Below are 17,518 nucleotides of genomic sequence, written 5' to 3' on the forward strand. Positions count from 1 at the left end.
ATTATTTTAGTTAGATTCTAGCCTGCGCTCCTTGCAAAGGCTCATAGCTAATAGCTTGACCGCAAAGGAGTGCCCACTTGCCAAAGGTGAGGCTAATAGCTTACTTATTAACCAAAGAATGTATATATTTCCATCACCTCGGACAAACTACTACCAGTATGTTTTATTCGAGGTGATTTTTAATGTTTTTTTCTATAAATAATAAGTTTTTAATAACATTGACCATAACAGGTTTTTTTGTTAGTACTGTATGGGGGGGGCTTCCTGCCAGTGCTGGGTTGGAGGAGGTAATGTCTGATGGGGCTTATTCTCCTCCTCTGGCTCAGGGTGTTGAAGTGTTAAGACCCTTAGATAAGGAACCCATTAAAGAAACTGCAAGTAAAAAGGTGGAGATGGAGTACAAGGTACGACTAGGGGATACTCTTTGGAGTATTGCAGATCGGACAGGCATTAGCATAGCTAGATTGGCAGAAGTGAATCAGCTTAACCCAGAGGATATCCTGTTGGAAGGGAAAACCTTGACCATTCCCGGGTTAGAGTTGCGTTATCATAAGATAGCCAGCGGTGAAACCTTGTCTCACATTGCTGGTCAATATGGCATTTCATTAGGGGAATTATTAAATGCGAATAACCTATCTAACCCAGATCTAATTAAAGTAGGTGCTACCCTAGTTGTCCCCAACAACCGGATGTCAGAAACACAGACCACAATATCCATCAGTGGCAATCAAAGTTCTAAGGTGCAAATAGGTGGTTGGGCTTGGCCGGTGGCTGGGAATATTACCTCCAATTTTGGCATCCGTGGCGATCGCCCCCATGAGGGTGTTGATATTGGAGCTCTCAGCGGGGCTACCATAGTAGCACCAGAACAGGGCAAAGTAGTTTGGTCTGCGGCCAGAGGGACCTACGGCCTTACAGTCATACTGGATCATGGAAATGGCATTCGCTCCCTCTATGCCCACTGCTCTAGGTTACTGGTAACCGAAGGACAATGGGTAGACCGCAATCAACCTATTGCTAGGGTAGGTAATACTGGTCGTTCCGAGGGTCCGCACCTGCATATGGAAGTTTTACGACAGGGTATTCCCTTGGATCCGCTGTTGTTTCTAAAAGAAAGACTATTTGGATAAAAAATCCCCCATCGAAAGTGATGGGGGCATTATATTTCTATATTTAGTTATCCGTAACGCCATTCCCGAAACTCCCACTTATCTATGTTATTATATATAATGATCTTCGTTGTGGGTTTGCTTTCCGGAAAACAAACCGCATCATACGCCTTATTAAACTACAGGGAAAAGGACAAAGCCTTATGTTTTTCTCGGGTAGGGGCGTCTCTCCCAAAGAAATTTGTTTATACCACTGCATAGGAACCCGTGACTTGGCTTCTTGGGTTATGCAGAGCAGGTAAATATATGAAATCTTTAAGATTATTAGGAAGGAAGAAAGGATTTTTCAAATAACTCTTATTAGCAAATTATCCCTTGCTAAGGGTAAAGGTAAAGAGAGGTAAGAACTAAAATAATTTCAGGAATGGTGGTTTCCGTGACCACCTAATGCATCACATCCTTTCAGTAGTAAAATAAGTTCTTCCCGTGTTGGTGGCCTGGGAATGTCTGGGTCCCCTGACACCGAGGGAGCGGAGTTTTGCACATACCCACCCGGTGATTTAAAAAAGTCACCTGGGGCATTTTGCGACATCGCCACTCCACCAACCTGCATAGGGGCCGTTTTAACATTTAGTCGCCCCACATCTTGTGGCGGTGGATGTACCCCCTCTTCTTTATACAGTCTGCCGGGTGAGCCTGAAGGCCAAGATATCGTAGTCCTGAATTGTTCAGGAGAAAGTTTGGTTGAACACATGTAAATCGCCTCCCTCAACATGCAGGTACTGTCAAAGGACCAGTATTAAATTGTCGTCGTCCCGCAAGGGTAAAAATTAGTGCCAGTGTGTTGGAGTAATTACTCCCGGCGGAGGGATAGCGCATCCCCGCGTAACAAAGGCTACAAGCAGGACAGTTAATACCATTTTGTGGTATTTAATATAACTATACGCCATGGGTTTTAAAATTCCTTTTTTTGGAAAAAATATTTTTATGTTTTTTGAGCAGATTTTTCTTTTAGTGGAAGGGTTGTAAACTACGAGTTGTTGGTTAAACTCTTTAACCCTCAGCCCTCAGTCGTCAGCTTAAAAGATTTTGAGCTACCATTGGCCATTAGCATTAATAACTAGCAATTATTTTTGTGGAAAGGCCCATGGCCCAAGACCCCAAAAGGAATACATGCAAAAAAGCTGAAGGCTGAGGGTTAAAGAATATAATTCCGCCCCAAAATAATTACTTAGAACCATACTTGCATGTTCTTGCCCCCTGGATTTTTCTATGCTATAATATCGTCGTGTGTTTATTATGTCTTTAATGCCATTGGCATGTTGCATTTGGGTTGAGAAAGAAGGTGAGTTGCAAATGAAAGAGAAGATTCATCCTAAATATCAGGAAGTAGAAGTTAAATGTGTATGCGGAAACACTTTTAAGACTGGTTCTACTAAGAAAGAAATTAAAGTAGAAATTTGCTCCAACTGCCATCCCTTCTACACAGGTGCCCAGCGCCAAATCGAAGTTGGTGGACGGGCTGAGAAATTCCGTAAGAAATACGGCATTAAATAGCGTAGTTAGCAGAGCGGGGGCTCTGCTATTTCTTTATTTGCCCTAATTAATTATTTCGAGGATTACCTTTATGTCCCACCTTAAACCCATTGCACCTTATATTCAGGAAGACTTCTTGCGTAATGTTATAAGAGGGTATACTTAGGTTAGTAGTGGTTTATTTTCTTTCGCATTCTCCTTCTGCTGGTGGTGGTCGGTGTTGATTAACGATATAAACCAGGTAGATGTTGTAAATAAAAGCCTTTGATGCAGTAATTAAGGAAGGTGACGTGAATGTACGATAAACTCCAGGCACTGGAGGATAGATTTGAGCAATTAGAAAGTCAAATCAGTGACCCGGAAATTATGGCGGACCGTGCTAAATGGCAGCAACTAGTAAAGTCCCATTCCGATTTAACCGAAGTGGTGACTGCTTTCCGTCAGTATAAAAAGGCCCAAGAAGAGCTTCAGGATAATAAACAAATGCTGGAGGATAAACTGGAGCCAGATTTCCGTGAAATGGTTGAATTGGAAGTTGAGGAACTAGAAAGTAAAATTGGGGAACTGGAAAAGCAATTGAAAATTTTACTGTTGCCCAAGGATCCTAACGATGATAAAAACGTCATTGTGGAAATACGCGGTGGTACCGGTGGTGATGAGGCAGCTCTCTTTGCCGGTGATTTATTTAGAATGTATTCCCGCTTTGCCGAAAAGAAGGGCTGGCGTACCGAAATCATGGACGCCAATGAAACTGACCTAGGCGGTTTTAAGGAAATTACCTTCGTAATTGAAGGAAAAGGGGCCTTCAGCACCTTAAAGTTTGAGAGTGGCGTACATCGAGTACAACGGGTACCGGCCACAGAAAGTGGTGGGCGCATTCATACTTCTGCAGCAACCGTGGCAGTACTACCCGAGGCCGAAGACGTTGATATCGATATCAACCCTAACGATATTCGTATCGACTTGTTTTGTGCCAGTGGTCCCGGTGGTCAGTGTGTAAACACCACCCAATCGGCAGTGCGGATTACTCACATACCCACTGGTACCGTGGTATCTTGCCAAGATGAAAAATCCCAGCATAAGAATAAAGACAAAGCTATGCGTGTACTGAGGGCTCGCTTATTAGATAAGGCCCAAGAAGAACAGCAAAAGGCCATAGCTGGTGCCAGAAAATCCATGGTAGGTAGTGGTGACCGCAGTGAACGTATTCGTACCTATAATTTCCCACAAAACAGAATCACTGACCACCGGATTGGACTTACCTTACACCGACTGGAGTATGTACTACAAGGTGATCTGGATGAATTAATTGATGCATTGATTACCACTGATCAAGCCGAACGCCTAAAGGCAGTGGAAGAGTAGTATCAAAATAACCTTCAGCCAGCAGCCGTCAGCAATAAAAGCTGAAAAAGGTCATGGGCCCTGAGCTGTTAATTTGAAGAGTAATATAATGTGAAATGTTATAATAATGTAGGGAACGACCCGGGGGTCGTTCTCTACAATCCTGTTGCGCTTATGTTATACCTGAAAATTTGAATATAAAAAAGAAGTGTCGCTGACTATTAAAAGTAGTTTTGCGACACTCGCTTTTATTGGATCCTAATACTCGTGAGGTTTAATAAATGACTATCAAAGAAGCTCTTATCATGGGCAGGCAATATTTAAGAGTACAACAAAATCCATCAGCCAATTTGGATGCTCAAGTGCTGTTATCCCATGTTACCGGCATTGACCGTACGGGCCTGATCATACGGGATGACCAAGCCCTTACAGCGGCACAACTGCAGCATTATCAAGAATTACTGGAACGACGAGCTCAGGGCGAGCCAGTGGCTTATCTCATTGGACGCAAAGAATTTATGGGTATGGATTTTATTGTTACACCGGATGTCCTTATCCCTCGACCGGAAACAGAGGTATTGGTAGAAACGGCACTACAATTTTTTCATAATAATACAGATTATCCAACCCTGGTTATTGACGTAGGAACCGGCAGTGGTGCCATAGCCATCAGCCTGGCAGCCTTGGTAGAAGGGCTACAGGTGTATGCTATTGATATTTCTGAAGCGGCCTTGGGTGTAGCAATGCAGAATGCCCAAAGGATGGGCGTTAAGGAAAGAGTGCACTTTCAACTAGGCAATCTATTGGAACCTGTGCTGACCAAACTAGAGGAAAAGGTAAGTATCATCACAGCAAACCTGCCCTACGTACCCAGCGGGGATATACCATCTTTAATGAAAGATGTCAGGGACTTTGAACCATACCTAGCCCTGGACGGAGGCCCCGATGGCTTGGACCTTTACCGTTTGCTATTGCCCCAGGCCTACAGCCTATTACGTCTGGGAGGGTTGCTTATCCTGGAAATCGGCCCAGGACAAGGCCAAGGGGCACAAAAAATACTGCCCCCCGAACAGTGGCAAAGCAAAGTGGTGAAGGACTTGGCCGGACGGGAGAGACTGGTGGTAGCCGTTAGATGTTAGCTATTAGCTATTAGTTGTTACCCTTTAGTCGAAGACTAAAGCTAAAAACTAACAATTTGCCCCAAGATAGGCGAACATTTTCAGCAATTTCTGCGTCTTAATTTATATAGGAATATAACGGGAAGGAAGGCTGCAGGGAAATTGAAAAGACTAACTGGTTACATACTATTATTTTTTCTCATGTTAACTGTTGTAATGCCGTGGCCAAGCCAGGCTATGGCTAAAACATCAAGCGAAGAAACTGAAACATATGATTTGATTGTGGTGGGGAGTGACCCGGAGGGCATTGCCGCAGCCATCTCCGGAGCCAGAAATGGACTATCTACCCTATTAATTGATACCCGACCGGAAGTTGGAGGTTTATTTACCCGGGGGTGGTTGAATGTTATTGACATGAACATGGCCCCTAATAACCTTGGAAACCGCACAGAGGTTCTCAATAAAGGTATCTTTCTGGAATTTTACAAACAAATAGGCTCTGGCACCTTTGATGTACATAAAGCTCAGGAAATCTTTGAGCAAATGCTAGATCAGGAAGAAGACTTGGAATTGTGTCTAGGAGTAAAATCCCTCGCACCAGTTATGGTTTATAAAAAGGGCAAGCCCTCTGTTGATGGTGTCAAGGTGGAAAATAATAAGGGTAAATCCATCACATATATTGGTAAAAGCATCATCGATGCCACCCAGGATGCCGACTTAGCCGCTGCTGCCGGAGTTCCTTTCAGCGTAGGTCAGGAGGACTCTGGGTACCCTGCAAGGAAAATGGCTACCACCTTGGTCTTTAAACTAGATGGCATAACAACGGAGGATTGGCAGGAAATTCGCAGGGTGCTTACTGAAGATAATGACTGGTTTACCGGTGCCAATAATGTCAGTGCTTGGGGCTTTGGTCCGATTATGGAACAATACCAGGCCAGTAACCAGCGGGTCGGTATTCGGGGTCTCAATATGGGCCGTCAAAAGGATGGTACAGTATTGATTAATGCCCTTCATATCTTTGATGTGGATCCCTTAGATTTACAATCTCGCCAAGAGGCTCGCAGGCTTGCTGAAAAGGAATTACCCTTAATCATAGACTATCTTAGGGAAAACATCCCCGGACTACAAAATTGTTTTGTAGCAGAGGTAGCTCCAGAGTTGTATATTCGTGAGTCCAGACATATATATGGTGAATATCGTTTGACTATAGATGATGTCTTGGAGAATAAAGATTTTTCCGATCGCATTGCCTTTGGTTCTTATGCTGTGGATGTACAGGCCTCAGGTCCTGATGAGAAGGGTGCAGTTATGGGGGTACCAGCTCAATATGCCATTCCCTTCCGGTGCCTAGTGCCGCAGGAAATAGATAATCTTTTAGTAGTGGGACGGTCAGCCAGCTTCGATTCCTTGCCCCACGGTAGCGCCAGAACCGTCCCGGTGGGTATGGCTACAGGTGAGGCAGCTGGAGTCGCAGCGGCCCTAAGTATTGAAGAAAAACAGACCTTTCGGGAAATCAGTAAAAATAGTAGACTAATTAATCAATTGCAAGAGATGCTAAACAGCCAGGGTATGGATATCAAGCCCTTTACTTGGCGGGTACCGGATGCAACTAAACATTGGGCCTACGATGCCTTGAAAATGATGCGCAAACATGCGCTGGTCCAAGGTGGCTACTCCAACGACTATCAGTTGGATCAAATTATTATCGAAGCAGATTTAGTACACCAACTGCAAGAGCTTTCACGCATATATGGGATAACCATACCTGAAGACTTAAAAGGTGCTAAGGGAAACAAGGACTTCCTTAGCGGGAAAAAAGCCTCACTAATCATTGCCAAATACGAAGGCCAAGATATGTCCCGTCAAGAAGCCTTTGACTACGTAATGAAGAACTACGGAGACAAGAATATATCCGATAGTCTAGAAAACAAAGACGGCAGACTGACCCGTGCTGCTGCCTATGTCCTACTACAAAAGTATGTTGAGAAGAACAAGTGAAATAGTGCTTCTGCTAGTGCGACAACTGGGCCAACAGGTGGATAACACCTGTTGGCCTGTTTTTTAGCCATTAGCCATTAGTTGTTAGCCTTTAGTCGAAAGACTAAAGCTAAAAGCTAAGCTTCGTCAAAGCACTATACGCCGTTACACCCCCAATGGCAAAGATTAAAAAGCCACTTAGCTGTGGTAACCACCGCCAGGGGCCATGATCAAATATACTGCTGGCAAAGGATGAAAGTTTGACAAAGATCAAACCAATCGTTACCAGAGCCACAGCTCCACCAATACCAAAGGCAAAAACCAGGGCTAAGCCGCTTAAAAGTGCACCACTGCTAACGGACAGCAGTAAAATAGCTAGGGCACTGGGACAAGGCATCAACCCATTGGTAAAGCCCAGTAAGAGGATATCTAGCAAGTTGCCCCGGGTGTGATCTAGTCTTCGCCAGGGTTTTGGTAAAGAATTATGAGTATGACTGCAACCGCAACTGCAAGTTTGATTTTTACGAAGTATCATTCTTAGTCCCACTAAAATAATAATGGTGCCAGAAATAAGTTTTAGCCATAGATCCATCTGTTCTTGGGCAATGGTAGAATTAGACATGGCCAGTGCAGTGGCAGAATGGGCCAACAGAGCCATCATCAAGATTACCAAGGTGTGTGTAACAGCAGAAGTTAAACCAAGCAAAACCGCATCCCGGGACCTGCCCCGGGACATGATTAAATAAGCCCCCATGATGCTCTTGCCATGGCCAGGCTCCAAGGCGTGCAAGGCGCCAATTCCTAGGGCGGAAAAGAAATACAGCCAAAAATCCACAGTCATACCCCCTGCAATACTAGTCCCTAATAACTATTCGAGCCTAAAGGTTTTTAATACCACAAAATTCATGTTGAACCAGATAATGTGTTATACTAACTTGGAGACTATTTTAGCCATTAGCAAAAACCTAAAACCTAAAAGATATCGATATCGTAAATGGCACCATCAAAAATATGAAAATTTGGGGAGCTACTACGGGCGACCAAGACAGTTCCCTTACAACCGTTGCTAACAAGCCAGCCTTTTTTCAGGGTAACTAAAAGCTAAAGGCTAAAGACTAAAGACTAAAAGCTAAAAGATGGAGATGTATAGTGGAACATATCAAGACAAAGAATTGGACCGTAAATCCTTCCCTGCTAGATAGGGAGATTATCCGGCAAGCGGCAGAAATTATAAAAAAAGGTGGTCTAGTAGCCTTTCCCACCGAAACAGTCTACGGCCTTGGGGCCAATGGTTTAGATAGTAAGGCGGTGGCAAGTATATACCGTGCCAAGGGCAGACCTTCAGACAACCCATTAATCTTACATGTGGCTGATACGGGGATGGTAAAGGAATTAAGTGCTGATCTACCACAAAAGGCACTTTTGCTAATGAAGCTATTTTGGCCAGGACCGTTAACCCTGGTGGTTCCTAAAGCTAAGCACATTCCAGTAGAAGTTACTGGCGGGTTGGATACGGTGGCTGTGCGGATGCCAGACCACCCCGTGGCCCTAGCCTTGATAAGGGCTTCGGGGGTACCCATAGCAGCCCCCAGTGCCAATCAATCTGGTCTTCCAAGTCCTACAACAGCAGAACATGTTAAAGCAGATTTACAAGGAAGAATTGATGCCATCTTAGATGGGGGACCCGCCGGCTTGGGCTTAGAATCAACTGTATTGGATATAACCAGCCCAGTACCAGTTATCCTACGCCCGGGTGGGGTTACCTATGAACAGCTAAAAGATGTCTTGAGTGATATAATAATTGACCCGTCGGTTTTGGGACAAAAACTGCCAAAGGATCAAGTGCCACGCTCGCCGGGTATGAAATACCGACACTATGCTCCAACCTCCCCGGTCATTCTTTTTGAAGGGGAACCACAGAGAGTTAAGGCAACAATTACGGAAAGGGCTGGGAAATTGCTGGATCAAGGTCAGAAGGTAGGGATTTTGGTCTCAGAAGAGCATATCCAGGGCTACCCAACCCAGGCAAAGATATTAACGATGGGTTCCAGGACAAATCCTGCCAGTGCAGCAGCAGAGCTTTTTAAAAGATTAAGGGAGTTTGATCAACTGCAAGTGAATGTAATATTGGCCGAAGGCATCGAAACAACGGGTATCGGCCTGGCCGTCATGAATCGCCTGCGTCGGGCCTCTGTAGAAAAGCTGCAGTGCTAGTAGGTAGCTATTAGCCATTAAACATACTCAGTACTTAATGGCCATGGCCGACCCAAAAGACTAACCCCTAAGCCTATTAAAGAAGTTATTTTTATAGGCCTACAGCATAAATTTATATGAAAAAGTCGTTAATTATTAGCCTCTTATAGTGGTTTTGTACCATGAACCATCTGCCTTAAGCCTTTTGTGTATGATTTATTACTTAGGTTATTTGGCCCACGGCACAAAAATAAATGAAAGATGGGGTAACATTGAGCCTACTTACATTACTTGCCTTAGCCATGGCATTAGGCACCGACGCTTTTTCCCTATGCATTGGCATTGGCATGGCAGGAGTCACTCGAAGACAAATAGCCATGATTAGCATTACTGTGCTGATCTTTCATATCTTTATGCCCCTACTGGGTTGGTTTGCTGGCGGTTTTCTGGGAAGTAAGGTTGGTCAAGCAGCATCCATAGTTGGTGCTCTTTTGCTTATCTTCCTTGGGGGCAAAATGATTTGGGATACCCTTAAACCTGGCGATGAAAATGAACCCCGTTTTATCATCACCAACACGGGTGGACTACTGCTATTGTCGGCCAGCGTCAGCATGGATGCTCTTAGCGTAGGATTCACCCTGGGTACCCAGCAAGTCTCTCTGTTAATGGCTTCTGGAGTCATTGGCCTTGTGGCAGGAATCATGACCTTTGCCGGATTGACTTTAGGAAAATATGTAGGGGGCTGGATAGGAGAGCGAGCAGAATTGGTAGGAGGACTTATCTTAGCTGGCATCGGGATAAAATTAATTTTTTAGCCCTCAGCCTTCAACTTTTTTGGTTTAGGGGTATTTCTTGTGGGTTTGCCCTGGGACAGGCCTTATGTTTTTGAAAGGGTTATAGCATTAAAGATATTGTTTCAAATCACTACTTGACAAACTTTAACAAAGGCCCAAAATTGGCTGATGGAACACTCAACAGCGGTTTTTGACCTACAGTTTATGGGAGTTTAACAGTATACATTAGCTAACTTCTTTTTTTTGAAGGAAAAAGCAAGATAATTGTAGAAACAAAAACTGTCCTTGGTATAAAGGACAGTTTTTGTTTGATACAACCCTGGGAATAATAGCATGGAGGAATGTTGCACGGAGGAAAGAACGATGGGTAAAAAAATTTTATTTGTTTGTACTGGTAATACTTGTCGTAGCAGCATGGCTGAAGCTTTGGCCCGGGTATTAGCAGAGGAAAAGGGTTTAAAGGACCTAACTTTTTTATCGGCGGGGACCATGGCTTGGTCCGGAGAAAAAGCCAGCCAACAGGCAGTTGAAGCCATGGCCGATCTGGGAATTGAACTATCGCAGCATCGTGCTACTTTACTGTCACCGGAACTGGTTGCCGAGGCTGATCTTGTTTTAACCATGACAGAAAACCACCGTCGTCAAATCCTAAGCAGATGTCCGGAGTTCAAAGAGAAAGTTTATACTCTAGGGGATTATGCCGGAGTACCAATAGATATTACCGATCCCTATGGCAGTCCAGTGGAAATCTATCGAAGCTGCGCAGGTGAACTCAAGGACCTGATCAGTAAAGCCTTGCAAAAGTTATCCAAATAAACATTGCATCATGGAGGTAATAAACATTGAAAAATATTACAATAGTACTGGGAAGTGACCATGCTGGTTTTGAAATGAAAGAACAAATTAAAAAATACCTAGAGACTCAAGGGGTTAAAGTCCAGGATATGGGATGTAATAATACCGAATCCTGTGATTACCCAGATTTTGCACTGGCTGTGGGAGAAAAAATTCGCACTGGCCAATGCCAGCAAGGTATTTTAGTCTGTGGCACAGGTGTAGGCATGGCCATAGCTGTCAACAAGGTTCCCGGAGTGAGAGCAGCCAACATATTTGAACCAGAGATCGCCCAATTGGCCAGAGAGCACAACAACGCCAACGTCCTAACTATGGGCTCACGCTTTATCGATTTAGAAAAGGCCGTAGCCATCACAGAAAAATTCATCAACACCCCATTCGCCGGTGACCGTCATGCTAAAAGGGTGGACAAGATAACGGCAATAGAGAAACAGTATAGCTTGTAGGCAGATTAACAAAAGCTTACGACATTCTAGGGAAACAGCTTCACAGGTTAATAAACCTTATACAAGAAGACAAGCCGAACATAAAAAAATAAAATCCTTGTCAAAGCCAATAACCAAAGAAATAAGCTTCAAGGCTCAGGACCCAAGGCCAAGCATCTAAAGGAGCAAGGCCTTACGTTCTAGCATAAAGACCACGTACTGCACCTACAACAATACCCCAAAGCCAATCATGCAAAAAGGCCAATGGCTCATGGCCCATGGCCCACGGCAAATTCGAAGGGAGAGAAACCAATGTTTAAAGGAAACCTATCTACCACCGACCCCGAGCTCGCCAAAGCAATAGAACTCGAATTTCAACGTCAACAAAGAAACATTGAGCTCATTGCATCTGAAAACTTTGTCAGCCCTGCAGTATTGGAAGCCCAGGGATCTATTTTAACCAACAAATATGCCGAAGGGTACCCCGGCAAACGCTATTACGGTGGCTGTGAGTTTGTTGATATTGCTGAAAGTTTAGCCATTAGCAGAGCCAAAGAGCTATTTGGTGCAGACCATGTCAATGTCCAACCCCATTCCGGTGCCCAAGCCAACTTTGCTGTTTACTTTGCACTACTGCAACCTGGTGATAAAATTCTTGGTATGAATTTAGCCCACGGTGGACACCTTACCCATGGCAGTCCGGTCAATGTATCTGGTAAATATTTTAATGTTGTAGCCTATGGAGTTGAAGAAGGCACCGGCTGCATTAACTACGAAAAGCTGCGTGAAATAGCCCTTCAGGAAAAACCGAAAATGATTGTTGCTGGGGCCAGCGCTTATCCCCGAGCCATTGATTTTAAAACAATCAGCGAGATTGCTAAAGAAATTGATGCCTACTTCTTTGTAGATATGGCCCATATCGCCGGTTTGGTGGCCGCTGGGCTGCACCAAAGCCCCATACCCTATGCCGACGTAGTAACCACCACTACCCATAAAACCCTAAGGGGTCCCAGAGGTGGGATGATTCTTTGTCAAGAAAAATACGCCCAATTAATTGATAAAGCCATCTTCCCTGGCAGCCAAGGCGGCCCCCTTATGCATGTAATTGCGGCCAAGGCAGCTGCCTTTGGAGAAGCACTAAAGCCCGAGTTTAAAGAGTATCAACAACAAATTATCAATAATGCCCAGGCCTTGGCCAAAGGATTAATGACCAGAGGTATAAATTTAGTTTCTGGAGGTACAGATAACCACCTGATGCTGGTTGACCTTAGAGGAACTGGTATCACCGGTAAGGAAGCAGAAAAATTGCTAGATGAAGTGCATATTACCTGTAACAAAAACGCCATTCCCTTTGACCCAGAAAAGCCCTTTGTCACCAGTGGTATTCGTTTGGGTACACCCGCAGCAACCACAAGGGGCTTTAAGGAAGAAGATATGGACAAAGTAGCCCAAATCATCGTCCAAACCCTAAAAGAAAAAGACAACCCAACCACCCAAGAAAAATCCCGAGCCATGGTTAAGGAACTCTGTGATAAATATCCGCTTTATGCTTAAGAGATAGAACTCTGGGGTCAGCCGTGGGCCTTGAGCCATGAGCTATGGGCCAAAACCAAATGATTCGAAAACTGAAAGTATTCAACGTTAACTGTACTTTGAATCCCTTGGTTGACATTGGCCCAAGATAACCCCCAATACATCGAACGTTGCTCAGGAGAGACGAAGTCCGGGGATTATCGATCTAACAAGACCCATTAAAACCAACATGCAAAAAAGTCCCACGGCTCAAGGCTCATGGCCTACGGCCAGAATCTCATCTACAACTAACACGAGAAGTTAATAACTTCCAACAAAATCTAACCCAAAGGAGGTGCACACCTTGCGTCCTTCCTGGGATGAATATTTTATGCAGATTTGTCGGATGGCGGCAAGTCGTTCTACTTGCCTGCGACGGAAAGTGGGAGCGGTGATTGTTAAAGACAATCGTATCCTTGCCACTGGCTACAATGGTGCACCGGCGGGTCTTGCCCATTGTTTGGATATTGGCTGTATGAGAGAAAAATTGGGCATTCCCTCTGGAGAACGTCATGAACTATGTCGAGCCCTGCATGCTGAACAAAATGCAATTATACAAGCAGCAGTGCATGGCACCGCCATACGAGGCAGTGTTATCTATGTGACAAACCAACCCTGTGTCATGTGTTCTAAGATGATTGTCAATGCGGGGATTAAAAAAGTGCACTTTGCCGGGGATTACCCAGACGATCTTTCACTTAGGATATTTGAAGAGGCTGGGGTAGAATTAATTAAAGTACCGGATTAGACAAGCAGTATCGGCTAAAGGTTAATAACTGGCCTGTCAAGGTATAATCCCTTGACAGGCCTTACATTAGACCTTGTCCTTTCAATAATTCTTAAAACTAAGCTTAAACTTGTATTTACTTAAAATTACTAATATACTGTTAGGTGGAAGGTGTTAAAATGTTAACAAAAACCATTGCCTTACCTAAACTGAATCACCTCTCACCAACTATGGAATCTACTGCCTTAAAACTAATGGAAGAAACCGGAGAATTGGCCCAGGCCATAGGTAAATTCCGAGGCATGAGTGGTGAACAAACCAAATACGAAGAACAAGAAGTTATTGAGCTAATCACCAAAGAACTACTGGATGTAGCTCAGACCGCTGTGAGTATGATGTTTGTTTTAGAAGAACAATACGGAGTAAATATAGAGAAGACCCGAGAGAAGCACATAGAAAAATTGATTAACAAAGGATACCTTAGTATAGACTAAACCTAAAATAAGTGGTCGGACTATTCCATAAGTCTGTCCCTCTTTTGGCTACTTTTGCCATTAGCCATTAGCCATTAGCTTTTAGTTTTCATTTTGCTAAGGGTTAAAGGCTAAAAGCTAAAGGCTACATAGGAGGAAAGATTGATGTTAAAAGTACTCACCGTTTTCGGCACCCGCCCGGAAGCGATTAAGATGGCACCTTTGGTCAAGGAACTAAACAGTAGACCAGACAAAATTAAATCCATTGTGGCCGTAACAGCTCAACACAGGGAAATGCTTGATCAGGTCCTAGAGCTATTTCAGATTGAACCCGATTACGATCTTAACATTATGCAGGAAGGACAAACACTATATGATGTCACCGTAAGGGCTTTAGAAGGGTTAAAAGACGTCCTGATACAGTGCAACCCAGACCTGGTGTTGGTTCATGGAGACACCACAACCACCTTTGTTGCAGCTTTGGCTGCCTATTATCGGCAAATACCTGTAGGACATGTTGAGGCCGGACTGAGAACCCACAATAAGTACTCACCCTTCCCAGAAGAAATGAATCGTCACCTTACTGGTGCTTTAGCGGAATATCATTTTGCACCGACCCAAAAATCCATGCAGAATTTAATTAAAGAGAATGTGAAAATAGAAAACATTTTTGTCACAGGTAACACAGTCATTGATGCCCTGAAAGCAACCGTAAAGGAGAACTATGTATTTGTTGATCCATTATTAAACAGTATTGATTTTGACAAACAACGGGTCTTGTTGGTAACCACACATCGCCGCGAAAACCTCGGGGAACCCATGCGGGCTATTTACACGGCTCTCAAAGAAATTGTGGAAACCTATCCTGAGGTGGAAATTGTTTTCCCTGTGCATAAAAATCCTGCTGTAAGATGGGTCGTGAATGAGGTGTTAGGTGGCATACCTAGAGTTCACTTAATTGAACCCCTTCAATATGAACCCTTCATTAATTTAATGCAACGAAGTTATCTAGTACTAACCGACTCTGGGGGAATGCAGGAAGAAGCACCTTCCTTAGGAAAACCTGTTTTAGTTTTGCGTAATACCACCGAGAGGCCGGAAGCAGTTGATGCGGGAACAGTCAAATTGGTGGGTACAAATCGCGACAAAGTGCTATCTGTCACAAGCGAACTGTTGAAAAATTTAGAATATTACAGAAAAATGTCGGAGGCTGTCAATCCTTATGGAGATGGTTTGGCTGCCAAACGAATTGTAGACTTCATTTGCTTTAGATTTGGCCTTTCAGAAGACCAGCCTAAGGAGTTTTTAGCTAATATTTAGCATAATAATTACCATAATTGGCGAATTAAGTTATTGATATAAAAAATTATTTAAAAAATTCCTAAAATCACAATTTAGCTGGAGGAATAATGAAAATCTTGTAGAAGTTATATCTAAAATCAATCGAAAGATGAATGACAAAAACACAAAATATTCTAGCGAACAAATTGTGAATTATTGAATTAACGATGCAAAACTACAATGGCAGCAGAAAGCTAACAGCTAAAGGCTAAACCCGAAAGGAATACCCAAACGCTATGAGCGATAAAGGTAAGGGAGAACCATTACGTGCATTGGCATTGGCATCATCTATAAGCGTCGAAATTGCATCCGCAACTGTGGTCGGTTTTTTCGGAGGACGATGGCTTGACAGCAAATTCAATACGGATCCTTGGTTAATGCTGGCAGGTTTATTGCTGGGCATGGCCGGGGGCATGTGGGGGGTTTATCATACACTGGAAACCTTCCGCAAAAAAGACAAGGGGTGAGTCGATGCTGAGTTCCCAAACCATGCCCAATCTGGAGGTGCAACTAAAACGTACAGTCAAGTCTACAGCCATTATTGTGGCTTGCTTGGTGTTGGCAGTTGCCATAGATTATCAAAATGTCGTTTATAAGGGGCTTTTGATTGGCTCTTTGGCCAGTCTCCAGAATGCCATTTTATTGAGCAAGAGAATTAACAAGGTTGCTACCATAAAAGATGTTGGTAAAGCAATTGCATATATGCGCAGGGGCTTTTTTATCCGCCTGATTATTATTATGGCCACCCTGTGGCTGTCTATCAGAATTCCCAGTGTCAGCGTGAATGCCGCAGCGGTAGGCTTGTTTGTTGCCCCGATCCTATCGATCTCTGACTTTTTTATCACCGTGATTAAAGAGAGCGTCTTAAAATCAAAGGCTCTCGATAATAAAGTTAATCAAATTAAACGTGAAGGGGGTGAAAAAGCATGAGCGCTGCAGCGGGAGCTGCGCAGGCAGCAGAACATCATGATATGCTGCACCAGGTGGAAATGAACTTAAACTTATGGAACATTCCACTGTTCACAGACTATGACAAATACTGGAATATCATGGGTCTTAGTATTAGCCCCAGGACCATGATTATGACTTGGATCGCCATGGCGCTGGTATTACTCTTCGCTTGGGTGTGTACCAAGGATCAGAACGTCAGAAGTCCTGGCAAAGCACAAGCAACCTTTGAGCTGTTGTGGGAATTTCTTGGTGGGCAGGTATTTACTAACCTTGGAAACAAATTAGGGGCTGCCCTGATGCCGATCATTGTAACATTTTTCATTTATATCGCATTTGCCAACCTGCTAGGTTTGGTACCTACACTTAGTTCACCCACAGCTGATAAAAACACAACCCTCGGACTTGCATTAATCGTAGTATTATTAATTCACTACCATGGCTTGAAAGCCAATGGTCTTGGTGGACATATCGGACACTACTTTCAGCCCTTTAAAGTCTTTGTGGTAATTCACGTGATTGAAGAAATCGCCAGACCAGTTACCCTGGCCTTCCGTCTTTACGGTAACATCTTCGCTGGTGAAGTGCTGATTGCTGTATTGTTAGGTCTGATTAACGCCAGTGCCTATGTATTTGGTGGATTTATTCCTTCTGTTATCTGGTTAGCCTTCTCTGTTTTCGTAGGTTTCGTTCAAGCATTTGTATTCTCAATGCTGACCATTGCTTACGTTTCACAGTTTGCTGTGCATGAAGAAGCTGATCATCACTAGTTTTTATTGCATAACATCTCAGGAAAGGAGGGGAAATGAATGGAAGTAGGAGCTGCTGCTGCTATCGCTACTGGCTTGGCCGTAGGTTTAGCTGCTCTGGGTGCTGCTGTTGGTGACGGTATTTGCACCGGTAGAGCCATCGAGTCTATCGCCCGTCAACCCGAAGCTAAAGGTACCATCCAAACCACTATGTTTATTTCTGTAGGTCTAATTGAATCTATCCCCATTATCGCCGTAGTACTTGCCTTCATGTTATTTGGTAAGCTTGGTTAATCCAAACAAGTACATTTTTTCTTAGGACGGGGGCGATTGGGCGGGCTTAATGAGGTCTCCAAG

General features: G+C 43.8%; 19 protein-coding genes. 17 read left to right on the forward strand and 2 right to left on the reverse strand.

The genetic code is table 11. From position 1 onward, the window contains the following. Positions 1 to 290 precede the first annotated feature (290 nt). Complete coding sequence (locus ACYQ03_RS03430; protein WP_459907656.1) at positions 291 to 1,130, forward strand: peptidoglycan DD-metalloendopeptidase family protein; 840 nt, start codon at positions 291 to 293, stop codon at positions 1,128 to 1,130. A gap of 397 nt (positions 1,131 to 1,527) precedes the next feature. Here ACYQ03_RS03430 and ACYQ03_RS03435 read toward each other — a convergent pair whose 3' ends face one another. Then, positions 1,528 to 1,863 carry a hypothetical protein gene (locus ACYQ03_RS03435; protein ID WP_459907658.1) on the reverse strand — a complete coding sequence of 112 codons (336 nt, stop codon included), beginning with the start codon at positions 1,861 to 1,863 and terminating at the stop codon, positions 1,528 to 1,530. A 602-nt stretch (positions 1,864 to 2,465) separates the two neighbouring features. Between ACYQ03_RS03435 and rpmE the strand changes: the two genes are divergently transcribed. The 4 genes from rpmE to ACYQ03_RS03455 all read left to right on the forward strand — a co-directional run bounded on the left by rpmE (position 2,466) and on the right by ACYQ03_RS03455 (position 7,105). Beyond that, complete coding sequence (gene rpmE / locus ACYQ03_RS03440; RefSeq protein WP_459907659.1) at positions 2,466 to 2,666, forward strand: 50S ribosomal protein L31; 201 nt, start codon at positions 2,466 to 2,468, stop codon at positions 2,664 to 2,666. Positions 2,667 to 2,939: 273 nt separating this feature from the next. Beyond that, positions 2,940 to 4,010, forward strand: a complete 1,071-nt coding sequence (gene prfA, locus ACYQ03_RS03445) for a peptide chain release factor 1 (protein ID WP_459907661.1) — start codon at positions 2,940 to 2,942, stop codon at positions 4,008 to 4,010. Positions 4,011 to 4,270: 260 nt separating this feature from the next. Continuing rightward, the gene (prmC, locus tag ACYQ03_RS03450; RefSeq protein WP_459907662.1) at positions 4,271 to 5,128 is read left to right on the forward strand and encodes a peptide chain release factor N(5)-glutamine methyltransferase; all 858 of its coding nucleotides are present in this window, start codon (positions 4,271 to 4,273) and stop codon (positions 5,126 to 5,128) included. Between the two features lie 141 nt (positions 5,129 to 5,269). Next, a complete protein-coding gene (locus tag ACYQ03_RS03455; protein ID WP_459907664.1) occupies positions 5,270 to 7,105 on the forward strand; it encodes an FAD-dependent oxidoreductase in 1,836 nt (611 codons plus the stop codon). A gap of 109 nt (positions 7,106 to 7,214) precedes the next feature. On the opposite strand, the gene ACYQ03_RS03460 is transcribed toward ACYQ03_RS03455, so the two are convergent. After that, positions 7,215 to 7,919 (reverse strand): nickel/cobalt transporter, encoded by a 705-nt coding sequence (locus ACYQ03_RS03460; RefSeq protein WP_459907665.1) that lies wholly within the window; start codon positions 7,917 to 7,919, stop codon positions 7,215 to 7,217. Positions 7,920 to 8,233: 314 nt separating this feature from the next. Between ACYQ03_RS03460 and ACYQ03_RS03465 the strand changes: the two genes are divergently transcribed. The 12 genes from ACYQ03_RS03465 to atpE all read left to right on the forward strand — a co-directional run bounded on the left by ACYQ03_RS03465 (position 8,234) and on the right by atpE (position 17,455). Beyond that, on the forward strand, positions 8,234 to 9,298 hold the full coding sequence (locus ACYQ03_RS03465; protein ID WP_459907667.1) for an L-threonylcarbamoyladenylate synthase: 1,065 nt from the start codon (positions 8,234 to 8,236) through the stop codon (positions 9,296 to 9,298). 251 nt (positions 9,299 to 9,549) lie between these two features. After that, positions 9,550 to 10,092: a manganese efflux pump MntP gene (locus ACYQ03_RS03470; protein WP_459907669.1), complete on the forward strand. Its 543-nt coding sequence runs from the start codon at positions 9,550 to 9,552 to the stop codon at positions 10,090 to 10,092. A gap of 342 nt (positions 10,093 to 10,434) precedes the next feature. Next, positions 10,435 to 10,887, forward strand: coding sequence for a low molecular weight protein arginine phosphatase (locus tag ACYQ03_RS03475; protein WP_459907671.1), 453 nt, complete (start codon positions 10,435 to 10,437; stop codon positions 10,885 to 10,887). A 26-nt stretch (positions 10,888 to 10,913) separates the two neighbouring features. After that, the gene (rpiB, locus tag ACYQ03_RS03480; RefSeq protein WP_459907673.1) at positions 10,914 to 11,372 is read left to right on the forward strand and encodes a ribose 5-phosphate isomerase B; all 459 of its coding nucleotides are present in this window, start codon (positions 10,914 to 10,916) and stop codon (positions 11,370 to 11,372) included. Positions 11,373 to 11,663: 291 nt separating this feature from the next. Next, complete coding sequence (locus ACYQ03_RS03485; RefSeq protein ID WP_459907675.1) at positions 11,664 to 12,905, forward strand: serine hydroxymethyltransferase; 1,242 nt, start codon at positions 11,664 to 11,666, stop codon at positions 12,903 to 12,905. Positions 12,906 to 13,227: 322 nt separating this feature from the next. Next, entirely contained in the window at positions 13,228 to 13,671 is a 444-nt protein-coding gene (locus ACYQ03_RS03490; protein WP_459907676.1) for a deoxycytidylate deaminase, read from the forward strand. 158 nt (positions 13,672 to 13,829) lie between these two features. Further along, positions 13,830 to 14,144, forward strand: coding sequence for a MazG-like family protein (locus tag ACYQ03_RS03495; protein ID WP_459907678.1), 315 nt, complete (start codon positions 13,830 to 13,832; stop codon positions 14,142 to 14,144). 144 nt (positions 14,145 to 14,288) lie between these two features. Next, positions 14,289 to 15,443, forward strand: a complete 1,155-nt coding sequence (gene wecB / locus ACYQ03_RS03500) for a non-hydrolyzing UDP-N-acetylglucosamine 2-epimerase (protein ID WP_459907679.1) — start codon at positions 14,289 to 14,291, stop codon at positions 15,441 to 15,443. A 257-nt stretch (positions 15,444 to 15,700) separates the two neighbouring features. After that, positions 15,701 to 15,931, forward strand: a complete 231-nt coding sequence (locus ACYQ03_RS03505) for an AtpZ/AtpI family protein (RefSeq protein WP_459907681.1) — start codon at positions 15,701 to 15,703, stop codon at positions 15,929 to 15,931. Between the two features lie 4 nt (positions 15,932 to 15,935). After that, the gene (locus ACYQ03_RS03510) at positions 15,936 to 16,394 is read left to right on the forward strand and encodes an ATP synthase subunit I (RefSeq protein WP_459907682.1); all 459 of its coding nucleotides are present in this window, start codon (positions 15,936 to 15,938) and stop codon (positions 16,392 to 16,394) included. Beyond that, positions 16,391 to 17,182, forward strand: coding sequence for a F0F1 ATP synthase subunit A (atpB, locus tag ACYQ03_RS03515; protein ID WP_459907684.1), 792 nt, complete (start codon positions 16,391 to 16,393; stop codon positions 17,180 to 17,182). The genes ACYQ03_RS03510 and atpB overlap by 4 nt, the downstream gene beginning before the upstream one ends. Before the next feature lie 39 nt (positions 17,183 to 17,221). Further along, positions 17,222 to 17,455 carry a F0F1 ATP synthase subunit C gene (gene atpE / locus ACYQ03_RS03520; RefSeq protein WP_459907686.1) on the forward strand — a complete coding sequence of 78 codons (234 nt, stop codon included), beginning with the start codon at positions 17,222 to 17,224 and terminating at the stop codon, positions 17,453 to 17,455. Positions 17,456 to 17,518: the final 63 nt, after the last annotated feature.

It is taken from the genome of Desulfotomaculum defluvii (genome assembly GCF_054657375.1).

What these genes read in the sequence shown, in the direction of transcription:
- ACYQ03_RS03495 (WP_459907678.1), top strand. Translation starts at nt 13,830, where the DNA reads ATGTTAACAAAAACCATTGCCTTACCTAAACTGAATCACCTCTCACCA.
- wecB (WP_459907679.1), top strand. Translation starts at nt 14,289, where the DNA reads ATGTTAAAAGTACTCACCGTTTTCGGCACCCGCCCGGAAGCGATTAAG.
- ACYQ03_RS03430 (WP_459907656.1), top strand. Translation starts at nt 291, where the DNA reads ATGTCTGATGGGGCTTATTCTCCTCCTCTGGCTCAGGGTGTTGAAGTG.
- atpB (WP_459907684.1), top strand. Translation starts at nt 16,391, where the DNA reads ATGAGCGCTGCAGCGGGAGCTGCGCAGGCAGCAGAACATCATGATATG.
- ACYQ03_RS03485 (WP_459907675.1), top strand. Translation starts at nt 11,664, where the DNA reads ATGTTTAAAGGAAACCTATCTACCACCGACCCCGAGCTCGCCAAAGCA.
- ACYQ03_RS03505 (WP_459907681.1), top strand. Translation starts at nt 15,701, where the DNA reads ATGAGCGATAAAGGTAAGGGAGAACCATTACGTGCATTGGCATTGGCA.
- atpE (WP_459907686.1), top strand. Translation starts at nt 17,222, where the DNA reads ATGGAAGTAGGAGCTGCTGCTGCTATCGCTACTGGCTTGGCCGTAGGT.
- ACYQ03_RS03510 (WP_459907682.1), top strand. Translation starts at nt 15,936, where the DNA reads ATGCTGAGTTCCCAAACCATGCCCAATCTGGAGGTGCAACTAAAACGT.
- rpmE (WP_459907659.1), top strand. Translation starts at nt 2,466, where the DNA reads ATGAAAGAGAAGATTCATCCTAAATATCAGGAAGTAGAAGTTAAATGT.
- prfA (WP_459907661.1), top strand. Translation starts at nt 2,940, where the DNA reads ATGTACGATAAACTCCAGGCACTGGAGGATAGATTTGAGCAATTAGAA.
- ACYQ03_RS03475 (WP_459907671.1), top strand. Translation starts at nt 10,435, where the DNA reads ATGGGTAAAAAAATTTTATTTGTTTGTACTGGTAATACTTGTCGTAGC.
- prmC (WP_459907662.1), top strand. Translation starts at nt 4,271, where the DNA reads ATGACTATCAAAGAAGCTCTTATCATGGGCAGGCAATATTTAAGAGTA.
- ACYQ03_RS03435 (WP_459907658.1), bottom strand. Translation starts at nt 1,863, where the DNA reads ATGTGTTCAACCAAACTTTCTCCTGAACAATTCAGGACTACGATATCT.